Annotated in this window: 17 protein-coding genes; 3 read left to right on the top strand and 14 right to left on the bottom strand. The window is 36.4% G+C overall.

The window, feature by feature from the left end; genetic code table 11:
- Nucleotides 1-135: 135 nt before the first annotated feature.
- The 10 genes from ybeY to nadA all read right to left on the bottom strand — a co-directional run bounded on the left by ybeY (nt 136) and on the right by nadA (nt 9,188).
- Nucleotides 136-558, bottom strand: a complete 423-nt coding sequence (ybeY, locus tag M9189_RS00385) for an rRNA maturation RNase YbeY (protein ID WP_250723929.1) — start codon at nt 556-558, stop codon at nt 136-138.
- Entirely contained in the window at nt 558-983 is a 426-nt protein-coding gene (locus M9189_RS00390; protein WP_250723930.1) for an ATP-binding protein, read from the bottom strand. Before M9189_RS00390 ends, ybeY begins: the two co-directional genes overlap by 1 nt.
- A gap of 77 nt (nt 984-1,060) precedes the next feature.
- A complete protein-coding gene (locus M9189_RS00395) occupies nt 1,061-2,215 on the bottom strand; it encodes a murein hydrolase activator EnvC family protein (RefSeq protein ID WP_250723931.1) in 1,155 nt (384 codons plus the stop codon).
- A complete protein-coding gene (gene lolB1 / locus M9189_RS00400; RefSeq protein WP_473163704.1) occupies nt 2,196-3,017 on the bottom strand; it encodes a lipoprotein insertase outer membrane protein LolB1 in 822 nt (273 codons plus the stop codon). The genes M9189_RS00395 and lolB1 overlap by 20 nt, the downstream gene beginning before the upstream one ends.
- Before the next feature lie 3 nt (nt 3,018-3,020).
- Complete coding sequence (locus tag M9189_RS00405; RefSeq protein ID WP_250723933.1) at nt 3,021-4,805, bottom strand: tetratricopeptide repeat protein; 1,785 nt, start codon at nt 4,803-4,805, stop codon at nt 3,021-3,023.
- Between the two features lie 42 nt (nt 4,806-4,847).
- Entirely contained in the window at nt 4,848-5,285 is a 438-nt protein-coding gene (dut, locus tag M9189_RS00410) for a dUTP diphosphatase (protein ID WP_250723934.1), read from the bottom strand.
- Entirely contained in the window at nt 5,272-6,747 is a 1,476-nt protein-coding gene (locus M9189_RS00415; protein WP_250723935.1) for a lipopolysaccharide biosynthesis protein, read from the bottom strand. The genes dut and M9189_RS00415 overlap by 14 nt, the downstream gene beginning before the upstream one ends.
- 4 nt (nt 6,748-6,751) lie before the next feature.
- Nucleotides 6,752-7,765 carry a Holliday junction branch migration DNA helicase RuvB gene (gene ruvB / locus M9189_RS00420; RefSeq protein ID WP_250723936.1) on the bottom strand — a complete coding sequence of 338 codons (1,014 nt, stop codon included), beginning with the start codon at nt 7,763-7,765 and terminating at the stop codon, nt 6,752-6,754.
- A 20-nt stretch (nt 7,766-7,785) separates the two neighbouring features.
- Nucleotides 7,786-8,166, bottom strand: a complete 381-nt coding sequence (locus M9189_RS00425) for a response regulator (RefSeq protein WP_250723937.1) — start codon at nt 8,164-8,166, stop codon at nt 7,786-7,788.
- 26 nt (nt 8,167-8,192) lie between these two features.
- On the bottom strand, nt 8,193-9,188 hold the full coding sequence (nadA, locus tag M9189_RS00430) for a quinolinate synthase NadA (protein ID WP_250723938.1): 996 nt from the start codon (nt 9,186-9,188) through the stop codon (nt 8,193-8,195).
- A 469-nt stretch (nt 9,189-9,657) separates the two neighbouring features.
- Here nadA and rpiB point away from each other — a divergent pair, with 469 nt between their 5' ends.
- A complete protein-coding gene (gene rpiB / locus M9189_RS00435; protein WP_250723939.1) occupies nt 9,658-10,098 on the top strand; it encodes a ribose 5-phosphate isomerase B in 441 nt (146 codons plus the stop codon).
- A 21-nt stretch (nt 10,099-10,119) separates the two neighbouring features.
- Nucleotides 10,120-10,566, top strand: coding sequence for an RrF2 family transcriptional regulator (locus M9189_RS00440; protein WP_250723940.1), 447 nt, complete (start codon nt 10,120-10,122; stop codon nt 10,564-10,566).
- Here the strand turns inward: M9189_RS00440 and M9189_RS00445 are convergent.
- On the bottom strand, nt 10,555-10,944 hold the full coding sequence (locus tag M9189_RS00445; protein ID WP_250723941.1) for a VanZ family protein: 390 nt from the start codon (nt 10,942-10,944) through the stop codon (nt 10,555-10,557). The two genes, M9189_RS00440 and M9189_RS00445, sit on opposite strands and share 12 nt — an antisense overlap.
- A gap of 106 nt (nt 10,945-11,050) precedes the next feature.
- On the opposite strand from M9189_RS00445, the gene hemW reads away from it, so the two are divergent.
- On the top strand, nt 11,051-12,163 hold the full coding sequence (hemW, locus tag M9189_RS00450) for a radical SAM family heme chaperone HemW (protein ID WP_250723942.1): 1,113 nt from the start codon (nt 11,051-11,053) through the stop codon (nt 12,161-12,163).
- A 134-nt stretch (nt 12,164-12,297) separates the two neighbouring features.
- Here hemW and M9189_RS00455 read toward each other — a convergent pair whose 3' ends face one another.
- From M9189_RS00455 to M9189_RS00465, 3 genes are read right to left on the bottom strand one after another with little or no spacing between them, the layout of a single operon-like run.
- Nucleotides 12,298-12,738: a hypothetical protein gene (locus M9189_RS00455; protein ID WP_250723943.1), complete on the bottom strand. Its 441-nt coding sequence runs from the start codon at nt 12,736-12,738 to the stop codon at nt 12,298-12,300.
- A gap of 18 nt (nt 12,739-12,756) precedes the next feature.
- Complete coding sequence (locus M9189_RS00460; RefSeq protein WP_250723944.1) at nt 12,757-13,674, bottom strand: hypothetical protein; 918 nt, start codon at nt 13,672-13,674, stop codon at nt 12,757-12,759.
- A 52-nt stretch (nt 13,675-13,726) separates the two neighbouring features.
- Entirely contained in the window at nt 13,727-16,810 is a 3,084-nt protein-coding gene (locus M9189_RS00465; RefSeq protein ID WP_250723945.1) for an ATP-binding cassette domain-containing protein, read from the bottom strand.
- Nucleotides 16,811-16,821: the final 11 nt, after the last annotated feature.

A 16,821-nucleotide genomic window follows, 5' to 3' on the forward strand; every position in this document is an offset into this window, starting at 1 on the left:
AATAGTCCTAAACTTCCTGTGTGCAATAAAGGAAACAAATAAAATGGAGAATGGATCAAAGGATGCTTAACATAATTAAGAGACTGCAGATCCAATATTCAGACTCGAAATGTAGTACTATACAAAAGACTTTACTTAAACAGAGAATTTACCTAGCCAGAAATCTTCCAAACCTCTCATTATCTTCTCTTCTTCATCTGTTTTATCACCAAAACCGACAAGGTGTAAAATACCATGAAATATTACTCTGTGTAATTCCTCCCTATAGGCAGTATTAAACTCAATAGAATTACTTTGGACAGTATCGAGACTTATAACCAAGTCGCCTGAGACAATGTCTCCTTCGTTATAGTCAAAGGTAATTATGTCAGTATAGTAATCGTGATTTAGATAACGTCTATTAACTTCTATAATATAATTATCACTACAAAAAACAATCGAAATACTTCCGCATCTCCTATTGTAATGTGCAATAATTTCAGCTATACAATTTCTAAGAAAGTCAAAATCCAGTTGTGGCAGCTCCGAATCTTCCGATAAAAAATCAATATCCTGCATTAAGATAATCGAAAAAACATTTTTAATTGATTTCCCTTATCATTGAATTCGAGCTTATCAGCAAGGTGATTCATAAGGAAAATACCACGTCCATGAGTACGCTCAATGTTTTCAGGCAAAGTTGGATCAGGCAGACAAGTATAATCAAAACCATCACCCATATCGGTAATTTGGAAATAGATCTCACTATCACTTATTTCATATTCGATAACTACATCTCTCTCCTTTACAAGCTTGTTTCCATGAACAATAGCATTATTCACACCTTCCACTACAGCTAATAATAACTTACCATAAACCTCAGAGTCAATACTATATTTAACGGAAACCTCGTCTATCAATTTTTCAACAAGATTTATATTTTGAATCTCTGATTTTAATATTAACCTTTCCACAGGCATAACTCCTAGTTCATTAATGATCATCACATAATATTCATGAAGTTACAACATACACCTTTATACATAAATAATTGAAAAGGGTTTCCTATTTTGCTACAAATTTACTTTTGAAGCCAAATAGCAGGGTCTACCTTTTGATTTTCATTCCAAATCTCAAAGTGTAAAACCATGGATTTGCTGATATCATCTCTAAATATACGACCAATTTTCGCACCTGCATCAATCTTCTGGCCTTGCTTCACCTCTACCTCTATCAAATTGGCATAAACAGTCAAGTACATTCCATGCCTGATTAAAACAGTAGTATTAAATCCAGGAATAGCTACAACTCTACTCACTTCACCATTATGAACACAGAAAACACCATCATCTTCAGCACTCTGAATATCAATACCATTATTCTTTATAGTAACATTTTTGAGCACAGGGTGTTCATGCTCACCAAAACGATTTATTATAGTACCCTTTCTGACCGGCCAAATCAACTTACCTTGAAAGGACGAAAAATCAGTTCCCTGGGTACTAACAGAAGACACCTTTATAAAATCAAGAATCTTTTGCTCAAGATTCTTTGCCTGAGCTTCCTTCTCATTAATTTGTTTAAGCAACCACGACTCTTCACTTTTCAAGTAATTGACAAGTTTAGCCTTCTCCTTCTTTGTGGCCTCAAGACTGCGCAACTCATCCTCTATTGCCTTCAAAGCAGATTCCTTTGACTCCTTTTGAAATTTTATATCATTATGCAATGCTATCATCTGATTCTGCCTTTCTTTCAGCAATAAAACCTGCCTACGTCTATAATCAGCATATTCTTTTAGAACCCTATATCTGCGATATGCCTCACTAAAATCCACAGATCCAAGAAAAAAAGCAAGTTCATTTAAGGAACTACTTCGCAAATATGTATCCTGTAGCAACTTCGCATATTCAGCCTTTAAAACATCAATTTCACCCTCAAGATCATTAATAGCAGATTGATTATGGTCTATAGTTCTGTCAAGGTCTTTAATCTGGTTCTGAAATTCTCTAACTATATCCTCTTTAATAGTTAGCTCCCTCTCAACAAGTTGCAATTGTTGTAGAGTTGATTCTCTGGAACTTCTCTTCCTCTTCAGCAATTCCTTAGACTGCTCTATTTCCCTTAATAATACATCCTTTTCTTTCCTAAGGTTATCAACAGACTGAGCACTGGAAATTCCAAATCCAAGACATAAAACAAAAACAACCGTTAGAAATTTATAAGGTCTCCCTAACATAATTAGCCGGTATTGAAAATGTAACGGAATTTCCTGAATTAAATTCAACAGTAGAATAACTTAATTCTAACTTAAAAATATCTGTACTCCTCCTACCAAAAGCCTTAATAGATCGAGGAAATATGTGATCACCATACTTGGAAAAATCAGAATATTCAACCTTAAAATCAATATTAAGATCAGGAAAATTTACAATAGTCATAACTGGTCTATATGTCAGTGGCTGAATCTCAATCCTTTGAAAAAAAGAAGTTCCACGTGAAACTGATTTCCCAGTAAATGAATAATGAAACAGGCTGTCACCATTTGATAATCTACCGCGGTTACCTAACTCATAAAAATCAATACCTCCTGCCAGGAAAATATTATTCACCAAAACACTTTCAATCTCATTATAACCAAGATCTAGCAAAAAAATAGAACCTGCCCTATCATAGGTTCCAAACAAATATTTCTTATTCAATCTATCCAATATATGAACACCTTCTTTATCAAGTTTTATCCTATACAGCTCAATACCCATAATTGGAATAACTGAAATAATAATAACAGAATCCTTTTTAATCAGAATATTAGCCCTGCCAGCTAAAGACCTTTCATCGGTCTTTATATCAACAAAGACCCTCTTTAAATAAAGTTCATCAAAAACAACAGATCCATCTTTTACAGAATCTACTAATTCGGACAAACTTAAATCCTGCCTTTCACCAAAGGAAACAGCTCTCTTAACAGTTTTGCAGGAACTTGCAAAACACATTAACAGCCATATAAAAGAAATATATATTATAAACCTGAAATTCATATACTACTCAGGAATATACTGCATTAACCTAATTTTCTCCTCCAAAACGCCAGATATCTCATCTTCAGTACTTAAAGCCTGCTTCCAGTACTTCAAAGCCTCTTCTAAATTTCCATTCTTAAACAGTATATCACCATAGTGTTCGAGAATTACCCCATTATCAGCACCTCCATTTGAAATAGCTTGTTCAATAAAATACAAAGCCTCAAGATAATTTTCTCTCTTAAATAAAATCCAGGCATAAGTATCTAAATACGTAGGGTTAAGTGGCTCCAATTCTATTACCTTACTTATCATAGCCTCAGCTTTAGCTAATTCAATTCCTTCTATGCTGAGATAATAAGCATAATTGTTTAGCGCGGCTATATTATCATTTTTTAAAGCTAAACTTTTCTCATATGCACTAAAAGATTCATCACGCAACCCAACATTATAATAAAGATCTCCAAGTATCCCATAAACAACACTTAATAAACCATCATTATCCTCAACCAATTCAGATGCACTCTTCAAATACTCTATAGCTTTACCATCCTGCCCGCTAAACATATAAGCTAAACCACACAAATAATTAAAAATCCCATTTTCTGGGTAAAGATCAACAGCTCTGACAGATTCCTTTAAAAAAGTTTCTCTGTTTTCGACCTGCTCAGAAAGTTTTAAAAGATAATCCTGCCATACATCTGCTTGTTTTTCGTCAATTAAAAGAGATGTCTCATACGAAGAAATAGCAGCCGAATCTCTACCAATTAGTCCAAGAAAATTTCCATATAGTTTATATATAAAGGCCTCATAAGGATGAGATTTAATGATACAGTTAATATATTTATCTAAGTCACTAATATCTAATACTCTTTGATTGGAATCCGCACTCATCAAAAACGGAACCAACCTTTGAACCTTACTTTCAAGATCAACTCCTGAATGGGAAAAACCATACTCTAAGTTTAATTTGAAATTTTCCTGATCATTTATATTAAAATAGTAGTTAGCCAAACTGAAATAGACCTGACCATTAGAAGGGTAATCGCGCACTATTGAATTATAAATTTCAAGAGCCTTAGCACTTTGCTTCTGCTGCATCAGGAAATCGCCAAGATATACTTTGTAATCTCCATTCAAAGGATAACTATCACATAATTTGACCAATACATTCTCAGCACCCTTAACATCACCCATATGTAAATACATAGCATGCTTTTCCAATGCAATAGCTTCATTCACAACGATTCTTCCCTCAATCCTCTCAAGCGTCCTGATACCAGAAATAAAATCACCAGATTGGGCCTGTAATTGAGAAAGGTGATATAAATAATCCAAATTATTACCAAACTTACCAACAAGGTATTCAGCAGATAATAAAGCATTTTCCATATCACCATTGTGAGCATACAACTTACTCAAGAGATAAAGGAAATGTTCATTATCAGGATCATACTGAACAGCTTTGAAAATAAACTTTTGTGCCTCAATATACTCTTGATTATTAATCAAAAGATTTCCAATCTCATAGTAACAAGTCGCACATGCAGAATCAATTTTAATAGCCTCATTAAAATACATAGCAGAATTGCCAACATCTCCCTTAAGGCCAAACCTTAAAGCATTATAGAAATAGAAGTTAAACTTCCGCTCTTCATTTTCATCTTTCACCTTAATAATGACTGGTCTGCCTTCGGCATACAATACATCCTCAAAAGAAGAAGTAACCTTTGATGCACTCTTACAACCATTAGTCAGTAAAAGAGCAAAACATGCAACAACGACACCTGCAAATAACCTATACATGCAACCTGTTTTTAAAATATAGCAATTAGAAGGAAGCAAAAACTATTCCCTTCCTGTATGACCAAAACCTCCACTTCCCCTTTCAGTGGCTCCTAACTCATCAGAAAGGGCCCAATCAAATCTTTCATACTTATTTAAAACCATCTGACAAACCCTATCACCATGATTAATAATAAAGTCCTCCTCAGACAAGTTAATTAAAATTACTTTCACTTCACCACGATAATCTGCATCAATAGTACCGGGCGAATTCAGCACAGTAATTCCATGATTAATAGCTAATCCACTTCTGGGTCTAATTTGTGCTTCAAAACCTTCAGGAAGTTCAATATATAATCCAGTAGGAATTAAGACTCTTTGCATTGGTTTAACAATTACAGCTTCATCCAGATTAGCTCTTAAATCCACTGCAGCGCTGTGTACCGTAGAAAAAGATGGTAGTGGATTATTACTCCTATTTATAACCTTAACTCTTAGCATTGAAATTAGTTTTCCTTAGTTTTAAACCATTAATAAAAAGAAAAAACAAAATATAAGAAGCAATCAATATAATCTTGAACGAATACCTAATTGCAAGAGATTCAAAAGAAACATATTGATTTACAATATATAGAAATACAGCGACTAAAAAATAAAGAGCGATTTTTTTAAGATCATATGGAACTTTATAATGTCGCTGTCCAATTAAATATGATACTATCATCATCACAGCATAACCACAAAGGAGTGCAATTGCACCTCCTAGCATGCCTATTTGTCCTATTAAAATAAAATCCAGTCCTACAGTAATCACCATACCTATAATACCAAAATATGCTCCAAAATAAGTTTTATCACTTAGCTTATACCAAAGAGACAGATTGAAGTAGATACCATAAAACAAAAGACCAAGCAAAACATATGGAATAATCATATTTCCCCGGTGATATGAAGAAGTCAAAATTAATGAATTGACTAAATCCATTAAGAAGCATATTCCGAGTAAAATTAATAACCCAAAACCTACAAAGTACTCCATCACCTTAGCATACGACACAATTCCCTTTTCCCTGTTGTTAAAAAAGAAAGGCTCAAAAGCAAAACGAAAAGACTGAGTAAACAAACTCATCAAAATACCAATTTTAAAGTTTGCACCATATACAGCCAGTTCAGCAAAACCATTTTCATCTATAAGTTTAGGCATTAATATTTTCTCTGCATTCTGGGTAATCATGCCTGTAATACCAACAATCAAAACAGGCCATGAGTAAACCATCATATTCTTTAGAATCCTAGCACTGAAAAGTCCTCTAGTTCTAATAATATCAGGTAAGAAAATAAGTAAAGTAAGTATAGAACTTAACAAGTTACTAAGTAAAATAAAAAATACTCCATCAAAAGATCTATATAGAAGTATAAACCTGGTACCAAATTCAAATCTATCTATCAAATAGGGAATAAAAACAAGAAATACAATATTGAAAACAATATTGCAAGAAATACTGGCAATCTTAACTATACCAAAGAAAATAGGTCTGTTATCCAGCCTGAGCTTCGCAAATGGAATTGATACAAGCGAATCAATAGCAACAATAAGGCCCATTAAAATAACAGAGGCCTTATACTTACCTTCATAAAAGTAATTGCTAATATTTTCACTAAATACAAAAGAAAGTACTACCAAAAATACACTTGTACACACAAGCATTGAAATAGTAGTTTTATAGACCACATCTTTATTCTCCTTACGCGCAAATCTGAAAAAGCCAGTCTCAAGTCCAAAAGTGAAAACTACAAGGAGAATGGTAATAATCCCGTAAATATGGTTTACTGCTCCGTATTCATCTTGACTAATAACGCGAATATAAAATGGCATTAATAGCCAATTCAGCAGACGACCGATCATGGTAGTAGCACCATAGATAACAGTATCGCTTGCCAGGCGTTTTAAACTTAAGCTCATAGTATCAAAATAAAGCATTCTGCCATGCACCAGGAGCAATGCCAAAATGCTCGTAAGCTATCTTAGTAGCAACACGACCTCTCGGAGTCCGCTTCAAAAACCCTTCCATAATAAGAAACGGTTCATATACTTCTTCAATAGTTCCAGTATCCTCACCTACAGCAGTAGCAAGTGTATTTAACCCTACAGGACCACCTTCAAACTTCTCAATCAGAGTAAGTAATACCTTGCGGTCCATTTCGTCGAGGCCATGTTCATCAATATTAAGTGCTTTTAACCCAAACCTGGTAATATCAAGGTCAATTCTTCCATTGCCCCTAACCATTGCAAAATCTCTTACCCTACGTAGCAAAGAGTTTGCTATACGTGGAGTTCCCCTACTCCTACGAGCGATTTCATATGAGGCACTTGTATCTATACTGACATTTATAATTTTAGATGATCTCCTAACTATATCACTTAAAATTTCCACATCATAGTACTCAAGATGGCAATTAATACCGAATCTCGCTCTAAGTGGACTTGTTAATAAACCACTTCGCGTAGTAGCACCAATAAGAGTAAAAGGATTTAAATCTATTTGAATAGATCTAGCACCAGGACCTTTATCTATAACAATATCAATTCTATAGTCCTCCATAGCTGAATACAGATACTCCTCAACTACAGGGCTTAACCTGTGAATCTCATCAATAAACAAAACATCATTATTTTCCAACGATGTAAGAATTCCTGCTAGATCACCTGGTTTATCCAATACAGGTCCACTAGTAAGTTTGAACCCTACATCAAGTTCATTAGCAATAATATTCGAGAGAGTAGTCTTTCCAAGTCCAGGTGGACCATGCAACAAAACATGATCAAGAGCTTCGTTACGCATAGAGGCAGCTTTAACAAAAACCCTAAGGTTCTCAACAACCTTTTCCTGCCCCTTAAAATCATCAAAACTAAGAGGTCTTAATTGCTGCTCAAAATCAATATCCCGAAATCTATCCTTTTCAGGATTGTGAATATCCATAGACCTTCAATTAACCAATATCAACTGACTATTCCCAAAACTCTAAGTGTATCTTTAAATACCTCAATATCAAATGGTTTAGTCATATACTCATCCATACCTGCACTAAGGCATTTTTCTCTGTCTGCATCAAAATTATTAGCAGTCAAACCAACTATAGGAGTATGCATACCCTTCTCACTTTCAATCTCACGAATAGCTTTAGTAGCGGCAAATCCATCCATTATTGGCATCATAAGATCCATTAAGATCAAATCATACTTCTTCTCCCTAACCTTTTCAACAGCGTCAGCACCATTATTGGCAACGTCAATAACAACTCCATATCTGTTAAGATTAAGGAATATCAGTTTCTGATTTAAGAAATTATCCTCAACCAATAATAACTGAAGCCCATTCATCAGAAAATAAATGTAACAAGTGATTACTATAGTTTTAACAATGATGAAATATCAAGCATTTTCTCAATTGGTTTGAGTGCTTTCAACCTTAACTCTTCATCCACTAAGACTTCAGGAAACTCATGTTTTAATGCCAAATATACTTTTTTTAAAGTATTTAGCTTCATAAATTCACAATCATTACATCCACATGTAGCATCTGATGGAGGTGCAGGAATAAATGTCTTTTCTGGTGAAGCCTTTATCATTTGATGAAGTATACCAGATTCAGTAGCAACGATAAATTTTTTATCTTCACTTTCAATAGTATACTTAAGAAGCGCAGAAGTACTTCCAATAAAATCAGCAAGTACCAATAAAGGCTTTTTACACTCCGGATGAGCTATGATCTTAGCATCAGGATTTTCTTTTTTAAGAGCTACAATTCTTTCAATGGAAAACTGTTCATGTACATGACACGCTCCGTCCCAAATAACCATATCCCTTCCTGTCAAACTTTTCAGGTAATTACCAAGATTTCGATCTGGTCCAAAAAGTATGGGCTGATCCTTGGGTATTGAATTAATTATACCAACAGCATTAGTACTTGTTACAACAATATCAGATAAAGCCTTAACCTCTGCAGTAGTATTAACATAGGTAACTACTATATGATTAGGATACTTTTTCTTAAACTCAAAAAAATCATCAGCTGGGCAACTATCAGCAAGAGAACATCCGGCATTTAAATCAGGCACTAAAACCTTCTTATCCGGACAAAGAATTTTAGCAGTTTCACCCATGAAATAAACTCCGGCTAACAGAATAATATCAGCATTAGTCTTGGCAGCTTGTTGAGCTAAGGCTAAACTATCACCAACAAAATCTGCAATATTCTGAATATCATTAATCTGGTAGTAGTGCGCCATAATAATAGCATTCTTTTCCTTCTTTAAGCGAGCAATCTCACTTAGTAAATCTACCCTCTCAGGAACTGCCGCTGTAGAATACCCGGCAGTTATCCACTCCCTATTAATATTCATAGTTTATAAATTTAAAACTTAACTGATGTTGATGATACCATGTTAATAGTGTTAAAAAGTACACTTAAACTGTATTGCATTTATAAAAAAAGCAATATAATCCAATAGATATAAACAAGTGTCACGGATATAAATAAATGTTATATAGATACTTGCAGAAGAATTAAACACTTGTTGATAACTCACAAAGTTAGTAATTAAAGAACACAAAATTATTAATAACCCCGTTGTCAGATGTTAGTAATTATAAATAACAACGAAGTAAAATTGTTTGTTTTCATTTGAACTCATTTGTATAGGAAAAGGGAATAAATAAGTCAAGAGATATTTATTATTATTTATTTATAGATGCCGACAACTTATCAACAGCGATATTAATATCGCTGTTGACTATGATTATTTAAGTATATTTGATGTAAATAACTTTTCATACATTTGCGCCTTATTAATTGTATAAATGACAGTAATAATGGATTTTAAGAAGATTGGCATCGGATCTGATCATGCCGGATTTGAGACGAAGGAGATTATAAAGGAATATCTTTCTGAGAAAGGTTTGGAGGTAGTAGATTTCGGAACAAATTCTCCAGAAAGTGTTGATTATGCAGACTACGGTCATCCATTGGCTTCAGCTGTGGAAAACGGTGAGGTTGATTTGGGTTTTGCTATATGTGGCAGCGGTAATGGTATTAACATGACAATAAATAAGCATCAGGGAATAAGAGGAGCTTTATGCTGGATCCCTGAGATAGCAAGATTGGCAAGAGCTCATAATGATGCCAATATTTGCACATTGCCAGGAAGATTTGTAAATTCAGAAACTGCGAAGGAGATTGTTGATAATTTTCTATCTACGCCGTTTGACGGTGGACGTCATAGTCGTCGTATAGAGAAGATCAAATGCAGGTAGTGTCGGACAAATTTTGCAGATATGCTTTCAAACACATGTAAATACGCTTTACGCGCTATTATTTATATAGGAATAAATGCCAAGCCAGGTTCCTATGTAAATGTAAGGACTATTGCAAGCGACCTGGAGGTGCCAATGCAGTTTCTTAGCAAAATATTGCAGGTATTCGTTCACAAAGGCATCCTTGAAAGCGTCAAAGGGCCACAGGGAGGTTTTATATTCAAGAAGGATCCATATATGGTTACCCTTTTTGATGTAATTGAGATAGTTGATGGGCCAAATATGTTTGAACATTGTATGATTGGTACACGTCCGTGTATAAGTCATGATTTGGATCAGAAAAAATGCCCGGTTCATGACCACTATTCTGACCTTAGAACGGAATTTGAGGCATTTTTCAGGAATGAGACTTTTGGAAAGATAATAGACAGTTATAAGAATCGTACTCCAGATTTCCTATCTCTTTAGTATTCTGATAAACAATATTTGCAGGTAAAATCCCAGGATTAGTCCAGTAATATTGCACAGAAAATCCGTGACCTCACAGGATCTGGCAGCAACTAATGGTTGAAGCAGTTCTATTGCACCTCCCATGGCTCCAAACAAAAGCAGTGGGATGATATTGTAGTGTTTGATAATATTGGCAGAAGTGGTTTTGCTGGACCAATACCTTTCCAGAAAAAATAATGAGCTCAGTGTCATGTACATGCATACATGAATTACTTTGTCCATACCTTCGAAGTACCAGAATCTTCTTTGTTGAAATTCGGAGCTACTTATTAGACTGAGAGTGATAACAGCTATAGCTGTTATCAATGTATATTTGAACTGGAATACCCTATGCATTTCGATGATGATTAAGCTATAAAATTAGCTTTTTAGTGCTAATTAAGTTTCCTGAAAACAACAGAAATGTGAAATGATTGTTTGTAACACTGAAGATAATTAATTAATGGCCGGGATTTACACACACATACCATTTTGCTTTTCACGCTGTGGTTACTGTGATTTTTACAAGACAACCAGGTTGGATCGCATAGGTCCCTTTGTTTCTGTACTCATGAAGGAGATAGAGCACTATTCCTCGGATCTCAATGAAAGGATTGAGACTGTGTATTTTGGTGGAGGTACACCTTCGCTTATCAGTGTAAAAGACTACAGGGATATTTTTAAGCAACTTAGGGATAATTACGATATTGCTGATTCGGCTGAGATAACTATGGAGGCTAATCCGGATGATATCAATGAAGACTACTTAGATGCTATGCTTCAGATTGGATTTAACCGGATCAGTATAGGTATACAAAGTTTCCATGACAGGGATTTGAAGGAAATGGGCAGACGACATAACTCAGTCCAGGCTTTACAGGCTGTAAATATTGCAAACAAGGCAGGATTTGACAATATAAGCATAGATTTGATCTACGGACTATCATGGGGTGATATTGGTTCATTTAGGGAGAATTTGAGTGTTTTGAAGGGTATGCCAGTTCAACACATTTCTGCATACCATTTGACCTTTGAGGAGGGCACACCTTTCTGGCAACTTCTGAAGCGTGGAATTTATAAGGAAATCAAGGATTCAGAAAGTACTGAGCAGTATCAGGAATTGTGCAGATTCCTTGCAGATGAGGGTTTTGAGCATTACGAGGTGTCTAATTTCTGCAAGCCATCCTTTCACTCTAGACATAATTCCTCATACTGGAACCACACTCCTTATATAGGTTTTGGGCCTGGAAGCCACTCGTATTATGATGGTGTGAGGAGGTGGAATAAGCCTGATTTATCTCTTTATCTTCGTTCCGAATGGGATTCAATAGTAGAGAGTGAGATACTGGATAATCGGGATCTTGTGAATGAGATAGTAATGCTTGGCTTAAGAACAGCAAGGGGGCTAGACACAGGTAGGATAAGAGCTCTTGATGAGTCGTATTATGAACTTGTACTAATTAGCAGCAGAAAATGGCTTGATGCAGGACATCTGATAATGGATGGCCAGTATATAAGGTGTCCCGAAGATTCGTGGTTTATCGTGGACGGGATAATAAAGGATATTTTCATATAGCCAAAAGAGAATGTAGTTGTAAAAGTGATACCACTGCTGTAAGCCACTTTACCTATTTAAATAGATATCAATAAAGCAAAAAACAGGGCATCTTTCCGGATGCCCTGTTTTTTACTTTTAGTAAATAAAATATTTTATTCGTTGAACTGCTTTACTAAGGAAAGAACAGCTTCAGCACATCCTTCCTCTCCACCGGTAAAAGAGAATACCAGTTGATAAACCTTGGTAGTGCGGCAGACAAATTCAAAACTCTTGTATTTTTTACCGCTTACAAGATTGCTACTCAATAATTCATCCTTATCATACAGCTGCATAACTATGTCATCAGCGTTCATTGCACCATTTGCAACATTGAATTTGTACTGAGTACGGCTGTTGAGCAGCACATTAAATCTGACCATTCCGGTTTTTGCTTCAACAGGAGATTTTGTAAGGTTTATTGAGAAATCCTTAATATATTGTGCATCACCCATTTCCTGCAGAGCCCTTTTCTTCACTTCTTCCCCACATTGTGCATAAGTAGCGAAGGTGGTCAGTGAAAGCGATATGAATAGTATAAAAAGTATCCTTTTCATTCTCATAAATTTAGTGCGTTACGATACAATTTTACTTCTGATTTTGGTGATTACTTCCATTATCCTGGTCAGGTCTTCCTGAGTATAGTGAACAGTACTGATTTCAGCCTGAATAAAGACCAGACTTCCGTCCTTTTCGATTCTTTGAGGTTCTCCAAGCTCTGTAGTAATTCTTACAGGAGCATATGCTTCCTTCAGTTCCTGGATATTTACCAAAAGATCTGAGAAGTTTGCTTCAGTAGAATAGTTGGAAAGAATAATCTCCAAAATATTTATAACATTCTTTTGCTCTGCGATACGGTCTGCAATTTCCTTGCTGCCTGATTCACGTACAATCTCGGTTGACAGGTAAAGACCTTCAATCCATGCTCCGGTAACAATAAGACTACTTACGTTGCTTCTGTTCTGTTCACGCAGGTAAGAGTCCATTTTATTGAAGCTGGTGAGAGAAATTTCCATCAGTGAGTCAAGGTTTGCTGAGTTGGTTGCCAGTCGGCTAAGTTGATTGAAGTCAAAAAACTGACCTACCCTGATACCATCAGCAAGGTTCTTAACTGCGAGAAGGTATGATACAACAATGTTGTTTTTGTCGAAGGTGTTGATATAACCAAGGTCTGCACTGAAAACACCAAGGTTTAGAGCCCTTTGGAAGCTTGTAACATAGTTGGCTACATTGTCGGGATTATTTAGAATCCTTTGAGTAAACTCAGCACCAGAGCTTTTAAACAATCCGGCCATTTCAACCGGTGATGATAGGTTGCCAATAACCTCGTTCATAATCTCTTCAGAGAGCTTGAGAGGCGCATCAGTGATCAAGGAGTCAGGAAGAGTTAGAGAGTCGTTTGAAGCACCTTTCTTGTCGCTGCATCCTGAACAACTTGTAAACAACTGAACAGAGGCAAGTATTAGCAGAGATAAAACAATATTCCTGTACATAGCTGATCTATTAATTCGTTATTAAATTTTAACTGTAGGCTTTTATACTTCCCTATTCTTTTAAAGGTTTCCTTTTGTTCCATTTTATTGAGCTTCCCCAGTTCATAAGCTTGGTAAGAAGATCAAAATACAGTACTGCATATAACACTATGGTCAATAACCATACCACAGTGATATTAAACCACAAAGTTTCATAAAAGTTACCTGCGAAGTGCTTAACTGGAGCGAAAAAGTGGGTACGGAACGAGTACCATTTTTCGGGTTCAGGGATCTGATAGATAGGTTCGCTAAGCTGTACAAGCTCATTTCCCTGACGTACCATTTTGTTTTTGCCAAATTCACGGCGTACGATAGAGGATATGCTCTCGTTGTAATAATTATCCTTTATCCTGTTAAACGTTTCTGCGTTCTGGGTTTGATTATAAGTAAAGAACGTATCCTTCAGTCTGTTGGACTGGATAAAAATCAATCTATAGTGGTCGTTAAGCTTACTTATATAGTCATCTGCAATTAATAATGCATTTTCGTCAAAGGTGTCAGGATAGAGTAAATCTAGATTTTCAAAGTTGATTTCTGGTACTCTTCTTATTTCCTTGCTGAATTCATTTCTGATTAGTTCAAGGTCGTCTTTAAAGGTTTTGTCGTCCCTGTTTTTGCCGGCAGCAACATGATCATAACATTTGACTAGGATTTCCCTTAATTCTGGAAGATAGTGTACCTGCTTGAAGTCAGCGCTGCTTTCCTTTTGCTCTATTTCAAAGAAAGCACTGTTATACTTGTTGTTTTTGTACATATCCACAATCAGACCTTCATAAATCCACCTTGATGGCATGAATTCAGCTATGGCAGGTACCTTATCAACAGAAGTGAAATCCTTGTTGAGTTTGTCGAAAGTAAACATTGCACCTCCCAGTACCATTTGTGGTATCATTACCAATGGTATCAGGATGTATATTGTTACGATAGAGTTGAATGACGCAGACAGTATAAGTCCCAGTATATTGGCAAAGGCTGAGACGGTAAACAGGGCAATCCAATACTCAAAATACATATCCTTGATGCCCAGCACTGTATTGGCTACCAATACGAAAAGCGCCATTTGAATAGCTGATATCGTGAACATCAGCAGGACTTTTGATACCAGGTAACTTGACCTGCTTAGTTTAAGGAAGGATTCCCGTTTCAGTATCTTTGCATCCTTGAATATTTCTTCTGCGCTGATGATCAGACCAAAGAACAGAGACACGACTATGCCCATGAAAACATATGGTGGCATGTTTTCATTTTCCCTGAAAATGTACAAATCAGAGTTTGGGTCTGCTATGTACTTGATCAGGTAGGCCAGGATAAAGCCAAGAAGCGGAGTCTCCAGCAGGTTTAGCAGTATATACTGTGTATTGCTGATCTTAGCGAAAAAGTCACGTAGCGTATATATCTTGAACTGGCTGAACCAGCTTGGTATATTCAGGGTTTTCGGGGGTTTTGTCTTAACAGTATTGACTGTCGGAATTGCAATTCTTTCGCAGAAATGACTGTACCATTCCTCTGGGGCTACCTTTCTCTTGTTTGTGTAATTTCCATACTCGTCAATTACACTTGCATCAATAATATTGAAAATCAACTCAGGGTTGAGATTACCACATGTTGGGCACTCTCCCTGATCGCTGTTAATTTGCGAATCGAGCTGTTTGAAATAAATCAGTGATTCGCCCGGGTTTCCATAGTAAACGGGATATCCACCAGTATCGAGGATAAACATCTTGTCAAACATCTTATAGATGTCTGAGGATGGCTGGTGAATAACAACAAAGATGAGTTTGCCCTTTAGGGCAAGCTCCCTTAGGAGGTTCATCACGTTTTCAGAGTCGCGAGACGACAGTCCGGAAGTCGGTTCGTCAACAAAGAGGATGGCAGGTTCCCTGATTAGCTCAAGGGCAATATTTAGCCTTTTCCTTTGTCCTCCACTGATAGTTTTGTTAAGCGGTGAACCTACTTTAAGGTCCTTTCGTTCGAAGAGGCCAAGATTCTGAAGAGTATCGTGAACCAGAGCAGTTATCTCTTCTTCGCTCTTGTCCTTAAAGCAGAGTTTGGCGTTATAGTAAAGGTTTTCAAATACCGTAAGTTCTTCAATAAGTAGGTCATCCTGCGGAATTAGTCCGATAACACCTTCGAGTTCCTCCTTTTGGGTGTGAAGGTTATGGCCATTAATAACCACCTCTCCTTCAGTAGGACTTTCTATTCCAGAAAGGACGTTCAGCAGTGTTGTTTTTCCGGCACCTGAAGCACCCATAATACCGATTAGTCTACCCTGCTCTTCGTTGATATTAATGTTACGAAGACCAATAGTTCCATTTTTGAACGTATAGCCTACATTCTTTACCTCATAGCTGATACGTGGAGAATCGGCATCAGTAAGGAAGTGGCCAACGACGTCGGTATAGTAAATAGGTGTTCCTTTTGGAATCCTGATAAAGCTTCCTTTTGGGAAGATATAGATCCTTCTGTGGTCAACGGGCATACCGTTGAGGAAGATTTCCTGCTCTCCGGTATAGCGCATAAAGTATAGTTCGGCACTTTTAACGCTCAGGATAATAATTGAGCCTTCGAGTCCGGACTTGGATATGTGTTTGCTTTCACCGTGAGATCCTTCAAGATTATCAATAATCATGAAGTCTCCGGTATTAAGTTTTTCCCTTTCATTGCTATAGAGAACAAAGGTCTCTATGGCAGATATCTCGTTTTTTGGGAGTTTGAAGACCTGGGCAACTGTGTTGATAATAGCCATCCGTTGCTCGGTCAGCTTCATGTCGGTACTGATAAGTTCGAACATACGAATCAGCACGACAACTTTTTGCTCGCGATTGAGTTGTTTATTAATCTTTTTGCAGATGCCCAAAATCCTCACTGAATCCTTCATTGAGGTCAGGCGTACCTTCCCTGCTTCCTCTCCCTCCTCTTTTTCGTCGCTCAACGAATGATTAAGAAACAGTGCAAAGTACTCCTCAACAGCCTCAGTATTAAGTTGCTGTTTAAGGAAATTACGGACATATTCGGTTTCGTTGGATTCGACACCACCGTCCTGTTTGGTCAGAAGACCAAACAATTGCATCAGCGCTTTTAATATTTCCTCACTCATTCGTTATAAAG

It is taken from the genome of Xiashengella succiniciproducens, assembly GCF_023674465.1.
GTDB lineage: Bacteria > Bacteroidota > Bacteroidia > Bacteroidales > Marinilabiliaceae > Geofilum > Geofilum succiniciproducens.

What these genes read in the sequence shown, in the direction of transcription:
- ybeY (WP_250723929.1), bottom strand. Translation starts at nt 558, where the DNA reads ATGCAGGATATTGATTTTTTATCGGAAGATTCGGAGCTGCCACAACTG.
- M9189_RS00390 (WP_250723930.1), bottom strand. Translation starts at nt 983, where the DNA reads ATGATCATTAATGAACTAGGAGTTATGCCTGTGGAAAGGTTAATATTA.
- M9189_RS00395 (WP_250723931.1), bottom strand. Translation starts at nt 2,215, where the DNA reads ATGTTAGGGAGACCTTATAAATTTCTAACGGTTGTTTTTGTTTTATGT.
- lolB1 (WP_473163704.1), bottom strand. Translation starts at nt 3,017, where the DNA reads ATGAATTTCAGGTTTATAATATATATTTCTTTTATATGGCTGTTAATG.
- M9189_RS00405 (WP_250723933.1), bottom strand. Translation starts at nt 4,805, where the DNA reads ATGTATAGGTTATTTGCAGGTGTCGTTGTTGCATGTTTTGCTCTTTTA.
- dut (WP_250723934.1), bottom strand. Translation starts at nt 5,285, where the DNA reads ATGCTAAGAGTTAAGGTTATAAATAGGAGTAATAATCCACTACCATCT.
- M9189_RS00415 (WP_250723935.1), bottom strand. Translation starts at nt 6,747, where the DNA reads ATGAGCTTAAGTTTAAAACGCCTGGCAAGCGATACTGTTATCTATGGT.
- ruvB (WP_250723936.1), bottom strand. Translation starts at nt 7,765, where the DNA reads ATGGATATTCACAATCCTGAAAAGGATAGATTTCGGGATATTGATTTT.
- M9189_RS00425 (WP_250723937.1), bottom strand. Translation starts at nt 8,166, where the DNA reads ATGAATGGGCTTCAGTTATTATTGGTTGAGGATAATTTCTTAAATCAG.
- nadA (WP_250723938.1), bottom strand. Translation starts at nt 9,188, where the DNA reads ATGAATATTAATAGGGAGTGGATAACTGCCGGGTATTCTACAGCGGCA.
- rpiB (WP_250723939.1), top strand. Translation starts at nt 9,658, where the DNA reads ATGGATTTTAAGAAGATTGGCATCGGATCTGATCATGCCGGATTTGAG.
- M9189_RS00440 (WP_250723940.1), top strand. Translation starts at nt 10,120, where the DNA reads ATGCTTTCAAACACATGTAAATACGCTTTACGCGCTATTATTTATATA.
- M9189_RS00445 (WP_250723941.1), bottom strand. Translation starts at nt 10,944, where the DNA reads ATGCATAGGGTATTCCAGTTCAAATATACATTGATAACAGCTATAGCT.
- hemW (WP_250723942.1), top strand. Translation starts at nt 11,051, where the DNA reads ATGGCCGGGATTTACACACACATACCATTTTGCTTTTCACGCTGTGGT.
- M9189_RS00455 (WP_250723943.1), bottom strand. Translation starts at nt 12,738, where the DNA reads ATGAAAAGGATACTTTTTATACTATTCATATCGCTTTCACTGACCACC.
- M9189_RS00460 (WP_250723944.1), bottom strand. Translation starts at nt 13,674, where the DNA reads ATGTACAGGAATATTGTTTTATCTCTGCTAATACTTGCCTCTGTTCAG.
- M9189_RS00465 (WP_250723945.1), bottom strand. Translation starts at nt 16,810, where the DNA reads ATGAGTGAGGAAATATTAAAAGCGCTGATGCAATTGTTTGGTCTTCTG.